Genomic DNA, 16,578 nt, shown 5'->3' on the forward strand with positions numbered 1-16,578 from the left:
CCACCGCGCGCGCCCCGCGCCGCCGGGCGTCGCGCGCGGCGCGCAGCGGATCGGTGGAGCCGGTGAGCCCGGCGAGTTCATCGATGTTGGGCTTGACGAGATGGGGGCGGGCGGCGATGCCCCGGCGCAGCGGTTCGCCGCTGGTGTCCAGCAGGGTGGGCACGCCCGCCGCATGCGCTTCCCGGATGAGCTGGGCGTACGTCCCGACGGGGACCCCGGGGGGCAGGCTGCCGCACAGCGCGACCGCCGACGCCTCGCGCAGCAGCCGGCCGTAGGCGTCCATGAAGGTGGACCACTCGGGGGTGGTGACGATCGGGCCGGGCTCGTTGAGCTGGGTGGTGTCGCCCGTGGTGGCGTCCACGACGCCGATGGTGCGCCGGGTGGTCCCCGCGATCGGGACCAGCGCGTCGGTGATCGTTCCGGGCGGCGACTTGGGGCCGGTGCCGGACACGGCGATCCCGTCGAGCAGTTGCCGCAGCACCGTGCCGGTGACCCCGCCGACGAAGCCGGTGACGACCGTGTCGTGGCCCAGGGCGGCCAGCACCCGGGCCACGTTGAGGCCCTTGCCGCCGGGCCGTTCGGCGACCTCGGTGACGCGGTGGCTGGTGTGCGGGCGCAGTTCCGGCACCCGGTAGGTGACGTCGAGGGCGGCGTTGAGCGTGACCGTGAGGATCACCCTGGCATCCCCTCTCCCGTCCCCCCGCCGGACGGAGATTCCTGTGCTGAACGCGACTGTGTGCCGAGCCGTACGTGCCCGTGCCCGGGCCCGTCATGCCCGAGCCCCTGCCCGAGCCCGTGCCCGAGCCCGTGCCCGAGCGATCATGCCAAAACGAGTGGCTTCGGCACAGACCTCCGTGTCGTTCAGGACACCGTCATCGCCGCCCGAAATCAGGGCACTTCAGACCAGTTCTGGACGAACCACCCAACTGCCCCGGCGCATCACGCCCCGCAACCGGAAGTCGTCGTCGAGCACGACGAGATCCGCGTCCTTGCCCGCCTCGAGCGAGCCCACCCGGTCGGCGATGCCCAGCAGCCGGGCGGGGGTGGCGGACAGCGCCCTCACGGTCTCCGCGACGCTGAGCCCGTCGATCGTGACGGCCCGCTGGAAGGCCCGGTCCAGGGTGAGGGTGGAGCCCGCGATGGACCCGGCCGTCGGCCCGTCGCTGATCCGGGCGACGCCGTCCTTGACCTCGACCTCCATGGGGCCGAGCGGATAGCGCCCGTCGTTCATGCCCGCCGCGCCCATCGCGTCGGTGATGAAGGCGACCCGGTCCGCACCCGCCCGGTGGAACGCCAGCTCCAGCATGGCGGGGTGCAGATGGGTGCCGTCGTTGATCAGCTCGATGGTGACCCGCTCGTCCTCCAGCAGCGCGGCGATCGGGCCGGGGGCGCGGTGCAGCAGCGAGGGCATCGCGTTGAACAGGTGGGTCGCCACGGTCGCGCCCGCCTCGACGGCCTCCCGCGTCGCCTCGTACGTCGAGTCGGTGTGGCCGACGGCCGCGAGCACGCCGCTGTCGGCCAGCAGCCGTACGGACTCCAGCCCGCCCGGCAGTTCGGGGGCCAGGGTCATCATCCGCGCGGTGCCGCGCGCCGCGTCCACCAGCTTGCGCACATCCGCCGGATCGGGCGCGCGCAGCAGCGACGGCTGATGGGCGCCGCAGCGGTGGGGGGAGATGAACGGCCCCTCGAAGTGGATGCCCGCCAACTCGCCCTGCTCCACCAGCTCCGAGAGGACGGCGGCCTGCCGGGCGAGGTCGTCCAGATCGCCGGTGACGGTGGAGGCGAGCATCGTGGTGGTGCCGTGCAGCCGGTGCGTACGGATGGCGGTCAGCGACTCCTCGGGGGTGCCCGCCGAGAACGAGGCACCGCCGCCGCCGTGCACATGCAGGTCCACGAAGCCGGGGACGATCCAGCGGCCCGGCAGGTCGAGCGCCTGCTCCGCCTCCTCGCCGTGGCCGGAGGCGGTATCCGCCGCCGGCCCGGCCGTCGACTGCGCCGCGGTACCCGCCGCCGACTCCGCCGCCAGCCCCGCCGCGGTATCCGCCGCCGATCCGGCCGCGCTGATGCGGGTGCCCTCGACCGTCACCCGCCCGTTGTCGACCACGCCTCCCGGCAGGACCACCCGGGCGCCTGTGAGAACCGTTCGCTGGACCATCAGGCGGTTACCTCCGTGGAGAGTCGATCCCAGGCGAGCAGACCCGCGCCCAGGCAGCCGGCGGTGTCCCCGAGGGCCGCCGGGACGATACGGGGAAGCTGCTGGAAGGTGAGCCGCTCCTCGACCGCGGTGCGCAGCGGCGCGAACAGGGTCTCCCCGGCCTCGGCCAGCCCACCGCCGACGATCAGCACACCGGGGTCCAGCAGGGTGAGGCCGGTCACCAGACCGTCGGCGAGCGCGCTCACCATCTCCCCCCATACGGCCACGGCTCTTGGGTCGCCGGACCGGACGGCCTCGGCGCAGCCGGCGGCGTCGGCCGACGGATCGCCGCTCGCCTCGGCCCAGGCGCGGCCCACCGCCGACGCGGAGGCGAGCGTCTCCAGGCAGCCGGACTGACCGCAGCCGCAGGCGGGGCCGTCCGGCCGGACGACGATATGGCCGATCTCGCCGGCGGAACCGTGCGCTCCGGGGTCGATCCGCCCGTCGGTGCCGATGGCGCCCGCGATCCCGGTGCCGACGGATACGAACAGGAAGCGCCGTGCGCCCTCGCCCGCTCCTATCCGCCCCTCGGCCAGCCCGCCCATCCGGACGTCGTGCCCGAGCGCGACCGGGATCCCGCCCAGCCGCTCGGTGAGCAGTGCGCGCAGCGGGACGTCGCTCCAGCCGAGGTTGGCGGCGAAGACGGCCACCCCGCGGTCCTCGTCCAGGACCCCGGGCACGCCGACCCCCGCGGCCACCGGGGGCCCGCCGAACCGCCGCTCGCCGATCTCGCGCAGTTCGGCGGCGAAGTCGAGGATCGCGGCGACGACCGCCTCGGGTCCGCGCTCCCGCTCGGTGGGCCTCCTGGCCTCATGGAGGAGTGTGGTGTCCGCCCCGATCAGGGCGGCTTTCATACCGGTGCCGCCCACATCCAGGGCGATGACGTGTTTCACATGGAACAGTCTCGCGCGATCCACCATGAGAGGTCTAGTCCACTCGCCGCTTCTCGTCACGAGATCACGCCGTTGCCGGTAAGGGGGTTGGTATGAACCTGCCCTTCCGTTTGTGCGTGGGTGACACATCGCACTTTGGCGGGTAACCACCCGCTCACCTGGGCAAGCGGGTCTCCGATACCGAAGCGATATGCCCATGGTGTAGACCTTGTGGAGGTTTGCAAGGCAGACTCGCTCGACCTCGGGGGAGGACCCTGGAGGATGAAACAAGCCATAGGGTGGGAAAACAGCGGTGCAGCGGCGACGGTTCTTGGGTCTGACGACGGCGGGTGTCGCGGCGGTGGCGACGACACCGGGGCTCACGGCCTGTGGCAGCGACGGCTCCGGCTCGCACGGTGACGCCACGTTGAAGGTGGTCGCGGCCGACTACGGCGACAGCACCGCCAACAGCTCCCAGAGGTACTGGAACAAGCTGGCCCGGGCCTTTGAGACCAAGAACAGCGGCATCAAGGTCGACGTCAAGGTCTATAGCTGGACCGAAGTGGACCGCCGCGTCGCCGAGATGGTCAAGAACGGTCAGGCCCCGGATATCGCGCAGATCGGCGCGTACGCCGACTACGCCGCGCAGGGCAAGCTCTACCGCGCCGACGAGATGCTCGCCATCCCCACCCAGGCCGGTTTCATCACCTCGATCGCCAATGCGGGCGAGGTGCGGCGGGTGCAGTACGGGGTGCCGTTCGTGGCCAGCGCCCGGCTGCTCTTCTACAACAAGAAGCTCTTCGACCAGGCCGGTATCTCCTCCGCCCCCACGAGCTGGGACGAGCTCAAGGCGGCGGCCGTCCGGCTCAAGGCCGGCGGGGTGAAGATCCCCTACGCGCTGCCGCTCGGCCCCGAGGAGTGCCAGGCCGAGACCATGATGTGGATGCTCAGCGGCGGTGGCGGCTACACCGACACCAACGGCAGCTACACCATCGACTCCTCCGCGAACATCGAGACCTTCGAATGGCTGCGGGACGAACTGGTCGGCGCGGACCTCACCGGCCCCCGCTCCCCGGCCCGCACCAACCGGCAGGACGCCTTCGACGCCTTCACCCGCGGCGAGGTCGGCATGCTCAACGGCCACCCGACCCTGATGCAGCAGGCGTCCGGCCACGGCATCAGCTACGGCACCGCGCCACTGCCCGGCCGCAGGGGCAAGTCCCCGTCGACGATGGGCGTCGCCGACTGGCTGATGGCCTTCAAGCAGAACGGCCACCGCACGCAGATCGGGAAGTTCCTCGACTTCGTCTACACCGAGCAGAACGTGCTGGACTTCGTCACCGAGTACGACCTGCTGCCGGTGACCACCGCCGTCGAGCAGACGATGCTCGGCGACCGTCAGTACAAGCGGCTGTGGCGGTTCCTCGACGAGCTGGAGAGCGCCGAGTTCTACCCGGCCGACAAGACCTCCTGGGCGGAGGTCAGCAAGCTGTTCAAGCGGAAGATCGGCTCGATCGTGGCCAAGGGCGGCGACCCGACGAGCGTGCTGGGCCAGATCCAGCGCGAGGCCGACGCCATGGAGAATGCGGGGGCATGACAGTGGACACGCCCGGCCCCGGCCCCTCCGACGATCCTGCCGACCCCGCCGACGAGGGCGAGGAGCAGGACGGGGGCCGGGAGCGGGACGGGGGCCGGGAGCGGGAGCCGGGCCCGGGTGACGGGCTGTCCGACCGCGACGTGGCCGTGCTCGCCGTGGAGCGACGCGGCTGGCCGGGCCCCGGCGCCAAGGAGCGGGCGATACGGGAGCGGCTGGGCATCTCCCCGACCCGCTACTACCAGTTGCTGAACGCCCTGTTGGACGACCCCAGGGCCCTGGAGCACGACCCGGTGACCGTCAACCGGCTGCGGCGGGTCAGGGACGAGCGCCGCGAACGGCGCTGAGGTCTGTCGGGGGAGGGTTCACCGGTGGGACGCCCGGGGGAGGCCCGTGCTGCCGCCGGGCCCGGTAGGGTCACCGCCATGGGCAGCGCTATGGGCAGTCACCCCCTCCCCGTACCTACCACCGCCGCCGGCCGCGAGGGCCTCGCCGCCCTCCTCGAACGGCCCGGCCGCGCCGTCGTCGGACTCGACTTCGACGGCACCCTCGCCGAGATCGTCCCCGACCCCGACCGGGCCCGCGCCCACCCCGGCGCCGTCCCCGCGCTCTCCCGACTGGCCCCGCGGCTGCGCTCCGCCGCGGTGATCACCGGCCGGCCGGCCGAGGTCGCCGTCCGGTACGGCGGCTTCGCCGGGGCGAAGGGGCTGGACGGGCTCGTCGTCCTCGGTCTCTACGGCGCCGAGCGCTGGGACGCGGCGAGCGGCGCCGTCCAGGCACCGGAGCCGCACCCCGGCGTCGCCGCCGTCCAGGCCGAACTCCCCGCCGTCCTCGAGGAGTACGGCGCCGCGCAGGGCACCTGGATCGAGGACAAGGGCCGCGCCGTCGCCGTCCACACCCGCCGTGCCGAGGACCCGCGGGCCACCTTCGAGCTGCTGCGCGCGCCGCTGCACGCCCTGGCCGAGCGCCATGGCCTGATCGTCGAGCCCGGCCGGCTGGTGCTGGAGCTGCGGCCACCGGGCATGGACAAGGGCGTCGCGCTCATCGAGTACGTACGGCGGACGGGTGCGGAAGCCGTGCTCTACGCGGGCGACGACCTGGGCGACCTGGCCGCGTTCGGGGCGGTGGAGCGGCTGCGCGAGGAGGGGGTGCCGGGGGTGCTGGTGTGCAGCGGCAGCACGGAGGTGACCGAACTCGCCAAGCGGGCCGACCTGGTGGTCGACGGCCCGGCGGGCGTGGTGGAGCTGCTGTCGTCCCTGGCCGACGCGGTCAGCGGCGCCGGCGCCTCGTAGCGCCCGCCCGGACCGCGCCCGTCATCTCGTGAGCCGGTGGCTCGGAAGCCCGCAGTCAGTGGCTCAGAAGCCCGCAGTCAGTGGCTCGGAAGTCCGCAGTCAGTGGCTCGGAAGTCCGCAGTCAGTGGCCCGGAAGCCCGCGGTCAGTGGCTCACAAGCACGCCACCACCGCGAAACCCTCGCCCCTACAGCGCCCGCAACTGCGCCAGGAACCATGCCTGGGGCGGCAGCGCGGTCGCGGCGGCGGCGAGCCGCTTCGTACGGTCCGCGCGCTCGCCGTCGCTCATGCGCAGCGCCTCGTCCAGCGCCCGGGCCGTGGCCTGAACGTCGTACGGGTTGACCACCAGCGCGTCGTCGCCCAGCTCGGCGTACGCCCCCGCCTCCCGCGACAGCACCAGGGCGCAGCCCCGCTCGGAGACCACCGGGACCTCCTTGGCCACCAGGTTCATCCCGTCCCGGATGGGGTTGACCAGCGCCACGTCCGCCAGCCGGTAGGCGGCCAGCGACCGTGCGAAGTCGTCCTTCACATGCAGGGCGACCGGGGTCCAGCCGTCCGTGCCGTACTCGGCGTTGATCTCGTCCGCGAGCCGTCGCACCCGCTCGGTGTAGTCGCGGTAGACCGCGAGGTCCTGGCGGGAGGGGTAGGCGAAGGCCACATGCACCACGCGCTCCCGCCACTCGGGGTGGGTCTCCAGCAGCCGCCGGTAGGCCAGCAGCCCGCGCACGATGTTCTTGGACAGCTCGGTGCGGTCCACCCGGACGATCGACTTCCGGTCCGGCCCGATCTGCGCCCGCAGACTGGTCAGCCGCTCGTCCACATCGGCCTGCCGGGACCGCTGCCGCAGGAAGTCCGCGTCCGCGCCGAGGCCGTGGACGCCCAGCCGGGTCTCCCGCCCCTCGAAGCGCACGGCCGTCGCCGCGCCATCGCCGCTACCGTCACCGTTTCCATCGCCGTCCCGGACGATCTCCGCGCCCAGCACGGCCGCGCAGCAGTCGGCGAAGGCCCCGGCCCAGCGCTCGGTGAGGAACGCGGCGCGGTCGCCGCCGAGGATGCCGCGCAGCACACCCGCCGCGACATCGTCCGGCAGCAGCCGGTAGTAGTCCGGCGGGGCCCAGGGGGTGTGCGAGAAATGACCGATCCGCAGATCGGGGCGGCGCTCGCGGAGCATCGCGGGCACCAGCGCCAGGTGGTAGTCCTGCACCAGGACGACGGCCTCGTCCACCGCCTCCTGGGCGAGCGCGTCCGCGAAGGCCGCGTTATAGCGCTCGTAGGACGCCCACTGATCGGCGAACTCCGCGTCGAAGACCGGCTCGACCGGGGTCTGGTAGAGCAGATGGTGGACGAACCACAGCACCGAATTGGCGACGCCGTTGTACGCGGCGGCGAAGACATCCGGCGCGATATCGAGCATCCGCACCTGCTGGCCGCCGGTGTCACCGGGGTTCAGATGGCTGTCCCCGGCGCGCCGGGCCGCCTCCCGGTCACCCTCCCCGAGCGCCGCGCACACCCACACCGCGTTCGCGTCCGGGCCGATGGCGCTCAGGCCGGAGACCAGCCCGCCACCGCCGCGCCGGGCGGTGAGCGAGCCGTCCTCGCCCAGGGCGTACGAGACCGGGCCGCGGTTGGACGCGACCAGGATCGGGGCGGTGCGCGGAACTGCCATGTCGCGAGCCTAGCCAGCCGCGACCCCGCGCAAACGTACGTACGGTTTCTTGCCCCGTAGGCGCTATGGGTCGGCGCCGCTGTCCCGTGCCCCCCGGGGGCGTCACGCCGCGCGCCGCTCCGCGTACTCCGATATCTCGATCATCGGCGGCCGCTCCTCGGTGTCCACGGCCGTGGTGCGCGGCTCGAAGCCGGTCTCGCCCCGGTCGAACTGGGTCAGCCGCGGCCGCACCAAATGGCCCCGGGCCAGCCGCAACTGCGCGGTGCGGTAGATCGCGGCCGCCATCCGGCCGAGCGCCTGCCCGTCCTGGTGGCGGTGTTTGCGCACCCCGATGTCCACCTGGCCGAGCGCGTCCAGACCCACCGTGTGCAGCGCGTCGACCAGCAGCCCCAGCTCGACCCCGTAGCCGACCGGGAAGGGCAGCCGCTCCAGCAGCGTGCGGCGCGCCGCGTACTCACCGCCCAGCGGCTGGACGAACCCGGCCAACTGGGGCCAGTGCAGATTCAGCAGCGGGCGGGCGACCAGTTCGGTGACCCGGCCGCCCTGGCCCGCCACATCGCCGAGCGGGCGGTCGTACATGCCCTTCACCAGGTGCAGCGTGGGGTCGGTCAGCAGCGGACCGACGATCCCCGAGACAAAGCGGGGATCGAATTCCCGCAGGTCGGCGTCGATGAAGCAGATGATGTCGCCGCTCGTGGCCAGCAGGGACCGCCACAGCACCTCGCCCTTGCCGGGCAGCGCGGGCAGCCGCGGGAGCAGCGAGTCGCGGGGGACGACGGTGGCGCCCGCCGCCGCGGCGACCTCGGCGGTGCGGTCCGTCGAGCCGGAGTCCAGCACCACCAGCTCGTCCACCAGCGGCGCCGACTCGCCCATCAGCTCCCGGCGGATGGTCGCGGCGATCTCGCCGACCGTGGCCTCTTCGTTCAGGGCGGGCAGGACCACGCTCAGGGTCGTCGCCGAGCCCCGTTTCGCGTCCAGCAGGCGGTCCAGCGGCCGGTCGTCGGCCGACCAGGAGCGGTGCTTCAGCCAGCGCTCCACCTCATCCAGCACCTGTGTCTCTCCCTGCCGTGGTCGCTGTGATCCATCTCGCGCTTCGGACGGCTAGCTCAACCATCCGGGCCGTCGGTTACAGTCTTGAACAACGCACGTGACCGTCGTATGTCGGGGTCGACCTCGGTGTTTACCAAGGAAGCCCGTGATGCCGCCGTGCGGACAAACGCCCGGGTCCGCCCGGTGCCATACCGCTCATCCAGAGGGGCAGAGGGAACGGCCCGTTGAAGCCCCGGCAACCCTCCAGCCGATCTCGCATTCCGCAGCGAGGCTCCCGGCTCGGGAAGGTGCCAATTCCGTCTCGTGGCGAAATGCGTCGCGAGGAAGATGAGGAGAAAGGGCCTCGCCATCCATGGCTGTGCAGTCAGTAGAAAGCTCAACCACTTCCTCCGCCTCCGACGCCCCCGGTGCCTTCGGTCCCGCCATCGCATTGTCCTGCCGGGAGTGCGGTGAGCGGTTCGATCTCGGCCCGATCTTCGCGTGTGAGGTCTGTTTCGGGCCGCTCGAGGTCGCGTACGAGCTGCCGGCCGGTGACCCGGAGGAGCTGCGGCGGCGCATCGAGGCCGGTCCGAACAGCATCTGGCGCTATGCCCCGCTGCTGCCCGTCCCGGCGGACGTGGCGGACCTGCCCAGTCTGCACCCCGGTTTCACCCAGCTCGTCAAGGCCGACAACCTCGCCCGTGAGCTCGGCGTCACCGGTGAGCTGCACATCAAGGACGACTCCGGGAACCCCACCCACTCCTTCAAGGACCGGGTCGTCGCCATCGCCGTCCAGGCCGCCCGCACCTTCGGCTTCACCACCCTCTCCTGCTCGTCCACCGGCAACCTGGCCGGCGCGGTCGGCGCCGCGGCGGCCCGTGCGGGCTTCCGCTCCTGCGTCTTCATCCCGCACGACCTGGAGGCGGGCAAGGTCGTCATGGCCGCCGTCTACGGCGGTGAGCTGGTCGGCATCGAGGGCAACTACGACGACGTCAACCGCTTCTGTAGCGAGCTGATCGGCGACCCGGCGGGCGAGGGCTGGGGCTTCGTCAACGTCAATCTGCGGCCGTACTACGGCGAGGGCTCCAAGACCCTGGCCTACGAGATCTGCGAGCAGCTCGGCTGGCGGCTGCCGGACCAGATCGTCATCCCGATCGCCTCCGGCTCCCAGCTCACCAAGATCGACAAGGGGCTGAAGGAGCTGATCGCGATCGGTCTGGTCGAGGACCGGCCCTACAAGATCTTCGGCGCCCAGGCCGAGGGCTGCTCCCCGGTCTCCGCCGCCTTCAAGGCCGGCCATGACGTCGTCCGGCCGCAGAAGCCGCAGACCATCGCCAAGTCGCTGGCCATCGGCAACCCCGCGGACGGCCCGTACGTCCTGGACATCGCCCGCCGTACGGGCGGCGCGGTGGAGGACGTGAACGACGAGCAGATCGTCGACGCGATCAAGCTGCTCGCCCGCACCGAGGGGATCTTCGCGGAGACCGCGGGCGGGGTGACCGTCGGCGTGACCAAGAAGCTGATCGAGGACGGTCTGCTCGACCCGTCCCTGACGACCGTCGTGCTCAACACCGGCGACGGCCTCAAGACCCTCGACGCGGTGGCCCCCACCACGGGTCCCTCCGCCATCATCCGCCCCACCCTTGACTCGTTCCGAGAGGCTGGTCTCGCATGAGCGTCAACGTCCGAATCCCGACCATCCTGCGCACCTACACCGCCGGTCAGGCCGAGGTCCCCGCCGAGGGCGCGACCCTCGCCGAGGTCCTGGCGGACCTGGAGAAGAACCACCAGGGCATCGCGGCCCGCGTGCTGGACGACACCGGCAAGCTCCGCCGCTTCGTCAACGTCTACGTCAACGACGACGACGTCCGCTTCGCCGACGGCCTGGCCACGGCGACCCCGGACGGTGCCGGGATCTCGATCATCCCGGCGGTCGCGGGCGGCTGCTGACCCCGCGTCCACCCCTCTCACCTTTGGCATCGCCCCGTCCGGGGACAATCGGACGGGGCGATTCCGTGTGTGGATTCGCGATACAGTTGCCCGGATTCCCCGATGGCCCCCGGGTCGGAGCCACATATGAGAACTCGTCAAGTTGTGCGTAAAGTGTGAGCGCGATTTGTCGGGTTGGTTCCCTATGTCCCGCCCGGCTTGCCCGAACTTCACATAATTTCTCACTTTTAACCGTTCGACCGTGCCCAGAATTCTCGTCCGATTGACCTGTTGCAGAGGGCGTTGGGACGGATACATTCAGCGGCGGTCGACGCGTTCCGGCGCACACCCCCCACATCCGGGGGGTGAGGTCTGACCCGGGTCCGCGGAGTGCGGTCCTGCGCAAGGGCCAGCAATAGGGGAGTTAGGAATGGCTCAGGGCACCGTCAAGTGGTTCAACGCGGAGAAGGGGTACGGCTTCATCGCGGTCGACGGTGGTGCGGACGTGTTCGTCCACTACAGCGCGATCCAGATGGACGGGTACCGCACCCTCGAGGAAGGCCAGCGGGTCGAGTTCGAGATCTCGCAGGGTCAGAAGGGCCCGCAGGCCGACATGGTCCGCGTGGCCGTAGGCTGACGCGCCGACGCGACGCAGTCTGAACAGTACAGTCCGAAGGGTCCGTGTCCCGGCCAGGGTACGGACCCTTCGGCGTGTCCGCACTGATCATTACGGGGGTTTGCGTGAGGGCGGATGGCCTCCGGCCGCTTGCGCCCACCCGTCACCCGACCCCCCCCCCCCAACGATGGCCTCCGGCCGCTTGCGCCCACCCGTCACCCGACCCCCCCCCCCCAACGATGGCCTCCGGCCGCTTGCGCCCACCCGTCACCCGACCCCCCCCCCCCAACGATGGCCTCCGGCCGCTTGCGCCCACCCGTCACCCGACCCCCCCCCCCCAACGATGGCCTCCGGCCGCTTGCGCCCACCCGTCACCCGACCCCCACCCCCCAACGATGGCCTCCGGCCGCTTGCACTCTATAGGTCCGAGTGCTAATCATTGGCGTTAGCACTCTGACGTTGAGAGTGACAGAAGGACCGGGTCGGTGAGGCCCGCCAGGCCATACGGGGCAAGGAACCGTACGGCAGGCAGGCCGTCCGTCGCGGGCGCCAGCGCGGTCCGGAGCAATCCACCCCGTCTTGGGAGGACCACTTCACATGGCCAAGATCATCGCGTTCGACGAGGAGGCGCGGCGCGGCCTCGAGCGCGGGATGAACCAGCTCGCCGACGCCGTCAAGGTCACCCTCGGCCCCAAGGGCCGCAACGTCGTCCTCGAGAAGAAGTGGGGCGCCCCCACGATCACCAACGATGGTGTTTCCATCGCCAAGGAGATCGAGCTCGAGGACGCGTACGAGAAGATCGGCGCCGAGCTGGTCAAGGAGGTCGCGAAGAAGACGGACGACGTCGCCGGTGACGGCACGACGACCGCGACCGTCCTCGCCCAGGCGCTGGTCAAGGAGGGCCTCCGCAACGTCGCCGCCGGTGCCAACCCGATGGCGCTCAAGCGGGGTATCGAGAAGGCCGTCGAGGCCGTCTCCGCCCAGCTTCTCGAGCAGGCCAAGGACGTGGAGACCAAGGAGCAGATCGCCTCCACCGCCTCCATCTCCGCCGCCGACACCCAGATCGGCGAGCTCATCGCCGAGGCGATGGACAAGGTCGGCAAGGAAGGTGTCATCACCGTCGAGGAGTCGCAGACCTTCGGGCTCGAACTCGAGCTCACCGAGGGCATGCGCTTCGACAAGGGCTACATCTCCCCGTACTTCGCGACGGACATGGAGCGTATGGAGGCGTCGCTCGACGACCCGTACATCCTGATCGTCAACTCCAAGATCAGCAGCGTGAAGGACCTCCTCCCGCTGCTCGAGAAGGTCATGCAGTCGGGCAAGCCGCTGCTGATCATCGCCGAGGACGTCGAGGGCGAGGCCCTGGCCACCCTGGTCGTCAACAAGATCCGTGGCACCTTCAAGTCCGTCGCCGTCAAGGCCCCGGGCTTCGGCGACCGCCGTAAGGCCATGCTCGGTGACATCGCCATCCTTACCGGTGGCACCGTCATCTCCGAGGAGGTCGGCCTCAAGCTGGAGAACGCCGGGGTGGACCTGCTCGGCCGCGCCCGTAAGGTCACCGTCACCAAGGACGAGACCACCATCGTGGACGGCGCCGGCGACACCGACCAGGTGCAGGGCCGCGTCAACCAGATCCGCGCCGAGATCGAGTCCTCGGACTCGGACTACGACCGCGAGAAGCTTCAGGAGCGCCTGGCGAAGCTGGCCGGCGGCGTGGCCGTCATCAAGGCCGGTGCCGCCACCGAGGTCGAGCTCAAGGAGCGCAAGCACCGCATCGAGGACGCGGTGCGCAACGCCAAGGCGGCCGTCGAGGAGGGCATCGTCGCCGGTGGTGGCGTGGCCCTGCTTCAGACCGTCTCGGTCTTCGAGAAGCTGGAGCTCGACGGTGACGAGGCCACCGGTGCCCAGGCCGTGCGCCTGGCCCTGGAGGCCCCGCTGAAGCAGATCGCGGTCAACGCCGGTCTCGAGGGCGGCGTCGTGGTCGAGAAGGTGCGCAACCTGACCCCGGGCCACGGCCTCAACGCCGCGACCGGTGAGTACGTCGACCTGATCGCCGAGGGCATCATCGACCCGGCCAAGGTCACGCGCTCCGCGCTCCAGAACGCCGCGTCGATCGCCGCGCTGTTCCTCACCACCGAGGCCGTCATCGCCGACAAGCCGGAGAAGGCCGCCCCGGCGGGCGCTCCGGGCGGCATGCCGGGCGGTGACATGGACTTCTGATCGTCTCGGCGCGTTCGTTCGCCGGTCGGTCGTACCGTCCAGGACGTCGGGGCGGCACCCTCTCCCAGGGGTGCCGCCCCGACGGCGTTTTCGGGGCCCGCGCGGGGCCCGGACGCTCACCCCGTGGCCGCCTCGAGGGCGGCGCGCAGATGGCCGTGCGCCTCGGCGAGCAGCTTCTCGGCGGTCGGGGCGTCCACCTTGCCCAGGATGGTGAGGATCGCGTTCTTCACCTCGCCGTCCGTGGCCGCCAGCGCGCTCTCGATCCGCTGGTCGGAGGCGCCGGTCGCCAGGGAGACGATCCTCCGCGAGCGGGCGCGCAGCTTGTCGTTGGAGGCGCGCACGTCGACCATCAGATTTCCGAAGGTCTTGCCCAACCGGATCATGGTGATGGTCGAGATCATGTTGAGCACCAGCTTCTGGGCGGTGCCCGCCTTCAGCCGCGTCGAGCCGGTGAGCAGCTCCGGCCCCACGACGACCTCGATGCCGTGGTCGGCCGCGGCGGCGAGCGCCGAGTCGGCGTTGCAGGACAGCCCGACGGTGAGCGCGCCGAGCCGGCGGCCGTGCTCGACCGCGCCCACGGCGTACGGGGTGCGGCCGGAGGCCGAGACGCCGACCACCGTGTCGTCGGGGCCGACCCCGAGCAGATCGAGGTCCCGGGCGGCCAGCTCCGCGCTGTCCTCCGCGCCCTCGACCGAGGTCACCACGGCGTCCGGGCCGCCCGCGATCACCCCGACGACCTGCTCGGGCCGGGTGTTGAAGGTGGGCGGGCATTCGCTCGCGTCGAGCACCCCGAGCCGTCCGGCGGTGCCCGCGCCCGTATAGAGGAGACGGCCGCCACGGGACATCCGCGCGGCGATGGCGTCGATGGCGGCGGCGATGCGGGGAAGCTGGCCGGCGACGGCGGTGGGGACGCCGGCGTCCTCCGTGTTCATGATCCGGGCGATCTCGAGGGTTTCCAGCCGGTCGATCTCGGCGAGTTCGGGTCGGAACGCCTCGGTGGTCAGGGTGTCGAGCTGGGCGCGGAGCCGGGTGGAGTCCTGGTCGGCCGCGGAGTCGGTGGGGTCGGCCGCGGAGTCGGTGGGGTCGGCCGCGGAGTCGGTGGGGTCGGCTGCGGAGTCGGCGGGGTCTGCTGCGAAGTCGGCGGAAGTCATGGCGAAGCGGCTCTTTCCGGTACGTCAGGGCGGGGGGTGGGGGTGGCACTGGAGGGGGGTGACGGTGACTGGATGGGGGTGACGGTGACTGGACGAGCGGTCACCGGGCGAAGCGATGATCGGTGCCCGGTTCAGCGGTGCCCGGTTCAGCGGTGCCCGGTTCAGCGGTGCCCGGTTCAGCGGTGCCCGGCTCAGCGGTGCCCGGTTCAGCGATGCCCGGTTCAGCGATGCCCGGGGCGCGGGTCGTGGCGGTGGGCGAGGGCCTCGTACGACGCGGAGAGGGCGGGCGCCGCCGACTCGTACGTCCGCTGGGCGACCCCTATGAACAGGCAGTCCACCACCAGGAGCTGGCTGGTGCGGCTGGACATGGCCGCCGGGCGCAGCTCGCTCTCCCGGGCGGTGGAGGTGGTGAGCACCAGGTCCGCGTACTGCGCGACCTCGCCGTCCGGCCGCCCGGTGATCGCGACGGTGGTCGCACCGCGCTCGAAGGCCACCCGCAGCGGCTCGATGACGTCCGTCGTACGCCCGGAGTGGGTGATCGCGATGGCGACGTCGCCGGAATGCAACTGGACCGCGTTGGTGACCGCGAGATGCGGATCGGCGTGGGCGTGGGCTATCAGCCCGATACGCAGCAGCTTCTGGACCAGGTCCTGCCCGACGAGGCTGGACGCCCCCACCCCGTACACATCGATCCGGCGCGCCGTGGCCAGCGCCGAGACGGCGGCCTCGACCTGGCTGGTGTCCAGGACGGCGGCGGTGTCGGCCAGACACTGCTGCTCCTCCCGCGCCAGCTTGGTGACCACGTCGGCGATCGGATCGTCGACCGCGATGTCCGCGGTGACGGCCGGGGCCCGCCCGGCGGCCTGGTGTGCGGCGAGCGCGGCGAGCGCGATGCGCAGATCGCGATATCCGGGGTAGCCGAGCAGTCGGGAGGTGCGGACGACGGTGGCCTCGCTGGTGCCGGTCCGCTCGGCGAGCCCGGTGACGGTGAGCGCCGCGCATCCGGCCGGATCCCCCGCCACGGCCTCGGCCACGCGCTGCATGGAGCGGGTCATGGACGGGCCTAACGTGCGCACCTTCGCGGCGAGGGCGGCCGGAGCGGGCGGGGTGGGGTCGGATTGCGGTGGTGGCATGAAAGTTTCCTTCAGGTCGCTGTTCATCCGCGAAAGCTATTTCCGGCCACAGGGCCCGTCAACCCTCCGGGCGGCGGGCCGCGGCGGGCCGCGCCGGGCCGCAGCGAGACGGGGCGAGACGGAGCGAGACCGAGGATGAAGCGAACAGGCGGCAGGAGGCAGCAAAGGTGACAATGGGACCCATGAAGCTCGAACACGCACTGCACGCGGCCCGCGCCCTGGTCCTGGCCGACCTCGCGGCGGGCGAGGTCGCCCGGGCCGATATCGTCTCGCTGGTCGAAGACGCGATCGCGCACCGTCGGTGGTGGGTCGAGCAGTGGCCGGAAGGTGTCGAATACGTGGCCGGGCTGGTCGCCCAGGACGTCCAGGACGCCCTGCTGGAACGGTACGGCCGATGGCCGCTGTGCCCCGTCTGCACCCAGGGCGGTGACCTCCACGCCCTCGATGTGGAGCCCGAGTTGGGCCCCGACCCGCACTGGGTCTGCGGCAAGACGGCGGTCGCGGTGGCGCCCGTGGGATCGCTGGGCACCACCCTCTGATGGCCGTACTGATCGACCCGCCCTCGTGGCCGGGCCACGGCCGCCTGTGGTCCCACCTGGTCAGCGATGTCTCCTACACCGAACTCCACGCCTTCGCCGCCCGCATCGGCGCCCCGCGCCGAGGCTTCGACCGCGACCACTACGACCTGCCGAGCGAGCTGTACGCGAAGGCGGTGGGGGCGGGCGCGGAGGAGGTCGGCAGCAAGGAACTCCTCCGCCGCCTGAAGGCCGCGGGCCTCCGCCGCCCCAAGCGGGCCGCGAACGCGGACGCGGACGCGGGGTGACCGGTGCGGGCGGGTCTGCGGCCCGCTCCGCCTTGCCAACCGGCTGCCCGGTGCGGCT

16 protein-coding genes, 2 pseudogenes and 1 riboswitch are annotated in these 16,578 nt (G+C 71.6%); of the genes and pseudogenes, 11 read left to right on the forward strand and 7 right to left on the reverse strand.

Going from position 1 to position 16,578, the window contains the following annotated elements; translation table 11 throughout:
- From KN815_RS34940 to KN815_RS34950, 3 genes are all read right to left on the reverse strand, one after another.
- On the reverse strand, nt 1-676 hold a 676-nt coding region (locus tag KN815_RS34940), incomplete at its 3' end, for a 1-phosphofructokinase family hexose kinase (RefSeq protein ID WP_216345865.1).
- A gap of 222 nt (nt 677-898) precedes the next feature.
- Complete coding sequence (gene nagA, locus KN815_RS34945; RefSeq protein ID WP_216345866.1) at nt 899-2,155, reverse strand: N-acetylglucosamine-6-phosphate deacetylase; 1,257 nt, start codon at nt 2,153-2,155, stop codon at nt 899-901.
- On the reverse strand, nt 2,155-3,087 hold the full coding sequence (locus KN815_RS34950) for an ROK family protein (protein WP_216345867.1): 933 nt from the start codon (nt 3,085-3,087) through the stop codon (nt 2,155-2,157). Before KN815_RS34950 ends, nagA begins: the two co-directional genes overlap by 1 nt.
- A gap of 292 nt (nt 3,088-3,379) precedes the next feature.
- On the opposite strand from KN815_RS34950, the gene KN815_RS34955 reads away from it, so the two are divergent.
- From KN815_RS34955 to otsB, 3 genes are all read left to right on the forward strand, one after another.
- Nucleotides 3,380-4,663, forward strand: coding sequence for an extracellular solute-binding protein (locus KN815_RS34955; RefSeq protein ID WP_216345868.1), 1,284 nt, complete (start codon nt 3,380-3,382; stop codon nt 4,661-4,663).
- Nucleotides 4,660-5,007 carry a DUF3263 domain-containing protein gene (locus KN815_RS52380; RefSeq protein WP_372458570.1) on the forward strand — a complete coding sequence of 116 codons (348 nt, stop codon included), beginning with the start codon at nt 4,660-4,662 and terminating at the stop codon, nt 5,005-5,007. Before KN815_RS34955 ends, KN815_RS52380 begins: the two co-directional genes overlap by 4 nt.
- Nucleotides 5,008-5,097: 90 nt before the next feature.
- Nucleotides 5,098-5,952: a trehalose-phosphatase gene (gene otsB, locus KN815_RS34965; RefSeq protein WP_216345877.1), complete on the forward strand. Its 855-nt coding sequence runs from the start codon at nt 5,098-5,100 to the stop codon at nt 5,950-5,952.
- A gap of 185 nt (nt 5,953-6,137) precedes the next feature.
- Here the strand turns inward: otsB and KN815_RS34970 are convergent, their stop codons facing one another.
- Together KN815_RS34970 and KN815_RS34975 are read right to left on the reverse strand one after the other, a co-directional pair.
- Complete coding sequence (locus KN815_RS34970) at nt 6,138-7,616, reverse strand: alpha,alpha-trehalose-phosphate synthase (UDP-forming) (RefSeq protein WP_216345869.1); 1,479 nt, start codon at nt 7,614-7,616, stop codon at nt 6,138-6,140.
- A 102-nt stretch (nt 7,617-7,718) separates the two neighbouring features.
- Nucleotides 7,719-8,666, reverse strand: coding sequence for a glucosyl-3-phosphoglycerate synthase (locus KN815_RS34975; protein WP_216345870.1), 948 nt, complete (start codon nt 8,664-8,666; stop codon nt 7,719-7,721).
- A 192-nt stretch (nt 8,667-8,858) separates the two neighbouring features.
- Nucleotides 8,859-9,000, forward strand: a riboswitch (SAM riboswitch).
- Nucleotides 9,001-9,018: 18 nt separating this feature from the next.
- Here KN815_RS34975 and thrC point away from each other — a divergent pair.
- The 4 genes from thrC (at nt 9,019) to groL (ending at nt 13,413) form a co-directional block, all read left to right on the forward strand.
- On the forward strand, nt 9,019-10,320 hold the full coding sequence (thrC, locus tag KN815_RS34980; protein ID WP_216345871.1) for a threonine synthase: 1,302 nt from the start codon (nt 9,019-9,021) through the stop codon (nt 10,318-10,320).
- The gene (locus tag KN815_RS34985) at nt 10,317-10,595 is read left to right on the forward strand and encodes a MoaD/ThiS family protein (RefSeq protein WP_059142722.1); all 279 of its coding nucleotides are present in this window, start codon (nt 10,317-10,319) and stop codon (nt 10,593-10,595) included. Before thrC ends, KN815_RS34985 begins: the two co-directional genes overlap by 4 nt.
- 409 nt (nt 10,596-11,004) lie before the next feature.
- Nucleotides 11,005-11,211, forward strand: a complete 207-nt coding sequence (locus tag KN815_RS34990; RefSeq protein ID WP_009716982.1) for a cold-shock protein — start codon at nt 11,005-11,007, stop codon at nt 11,209-11,211.
- Nucleotides 11,212-11,787: 576 nt separating this feature from the next.
- A complete protein-coding gene (groL, locus tag KN815_RS34995; RefSeq protein WP_216345872.1) occupies nt 11,788-13,413 on the forward strand; it encodes a chaperonin GroEL in 1,626 nt (541 codons plus the stop codon).
- A 116-nt stretch (nt 13,414-13,529) separates the two neighbouring features.
- Here groL and murQ read toward each other — a convergent pair whose 3' ends face one another.
- Complete coding sequence (murQ, locus tag KN815_RS35000; RefSeq protein WP_253209424.1) at nt 13,530-14,564, reverse strand: N-acetylmuramic acid 6-phosphate etherase; 1,035 nt, start codon at nt 14,562-14,564, stop codon at nt 13,530-13,532.
- 42 nt (nt 14,565-14,606) lie between these two features.
- On the opposite strand from murQ, the pseudogene KN815_RS52385 reads away from it, so the two are divergent.
- Nucleotides 14,607-14,750 (forward strand): annotated as a pseudogene (locus KN815_RS52385) (hypothetical protein); the annotation flags it as partial.
- Nucleotides 14,680-14,889, forward strand: a complete 210-nt coding sequence (locus KN815_RS52390) for a pentapeptide repeat-containing protein (RefSeq protein ID WP_216345873.1) — start codon at nt 14,680-14,682, stop codon at nt 14,887-14,889. The pseudogene KN815_RS52385 and the gene KN815_RS52390, both read left to right, overlap by 71 nt.
- Here KN815_RS52390 and KN815_RS35010 read toward each other — a convergent pair.
- Nucleotides 14,801-15,724 (reverse strand): annotated as a pseudogene (locus tag KN815_RS35010) (MurR/RpiR family transcriptional regulator); the annotation flags it as partial. The gene KN815_RS52390 and the pseudogene KN815_RS35010 sit on opposite strands and share 89 nt — an antisense overlap.
- A gap of 155 nt (nt 15,725-15,879) precedes the next feature.
- Between KN815_RS35010 and KN815_RS35015 the strand changes: the two are divergent.
- Together KN815_RS35015 and KN815_RS35020 are read left to right on the forward strand one after the other, a co-directional pair.
- The gene (locus KN815_RS35015; protein ID WP_216345875.1) at nt 15,880-16,236 is read left to right on the forward strand and encodes a DUF8819 family protein; all 357 of its coding nucleotides are present in this window, start codon (nt 15,880-15,882) and stop codon (nt 16,234-16,236) included.
- The gene (locus KN815_RS35020) at nt 16,236-16,520 is read left to right on the forward strand and encodes a DUF4031 domain-containing protein (RefSeq protein ID WP_216345876.1); all 285 of its coding nucleotides are present in this window, start codon (nt 16,236-16,238) and stop codon (nt 16,518-16,520) included. Before KN815_RS35015 ends, KN815_RS35020 begins: the two co-directional genes overlap by 1 nt.
- Nucleotides 16,521-16,578: the final 58 nt, after the last annotated feature.

It is taken from the genome of Streptomyces niphimycinicus (assembly GCF_018883605.1).
Taxonomy (GTDB): Bacteria; Actinomycetota; Actinomycetes; order Streptomycetales; family Streptomycetaceae; genus Streptomyces; species Streptomyces niphimycinicus.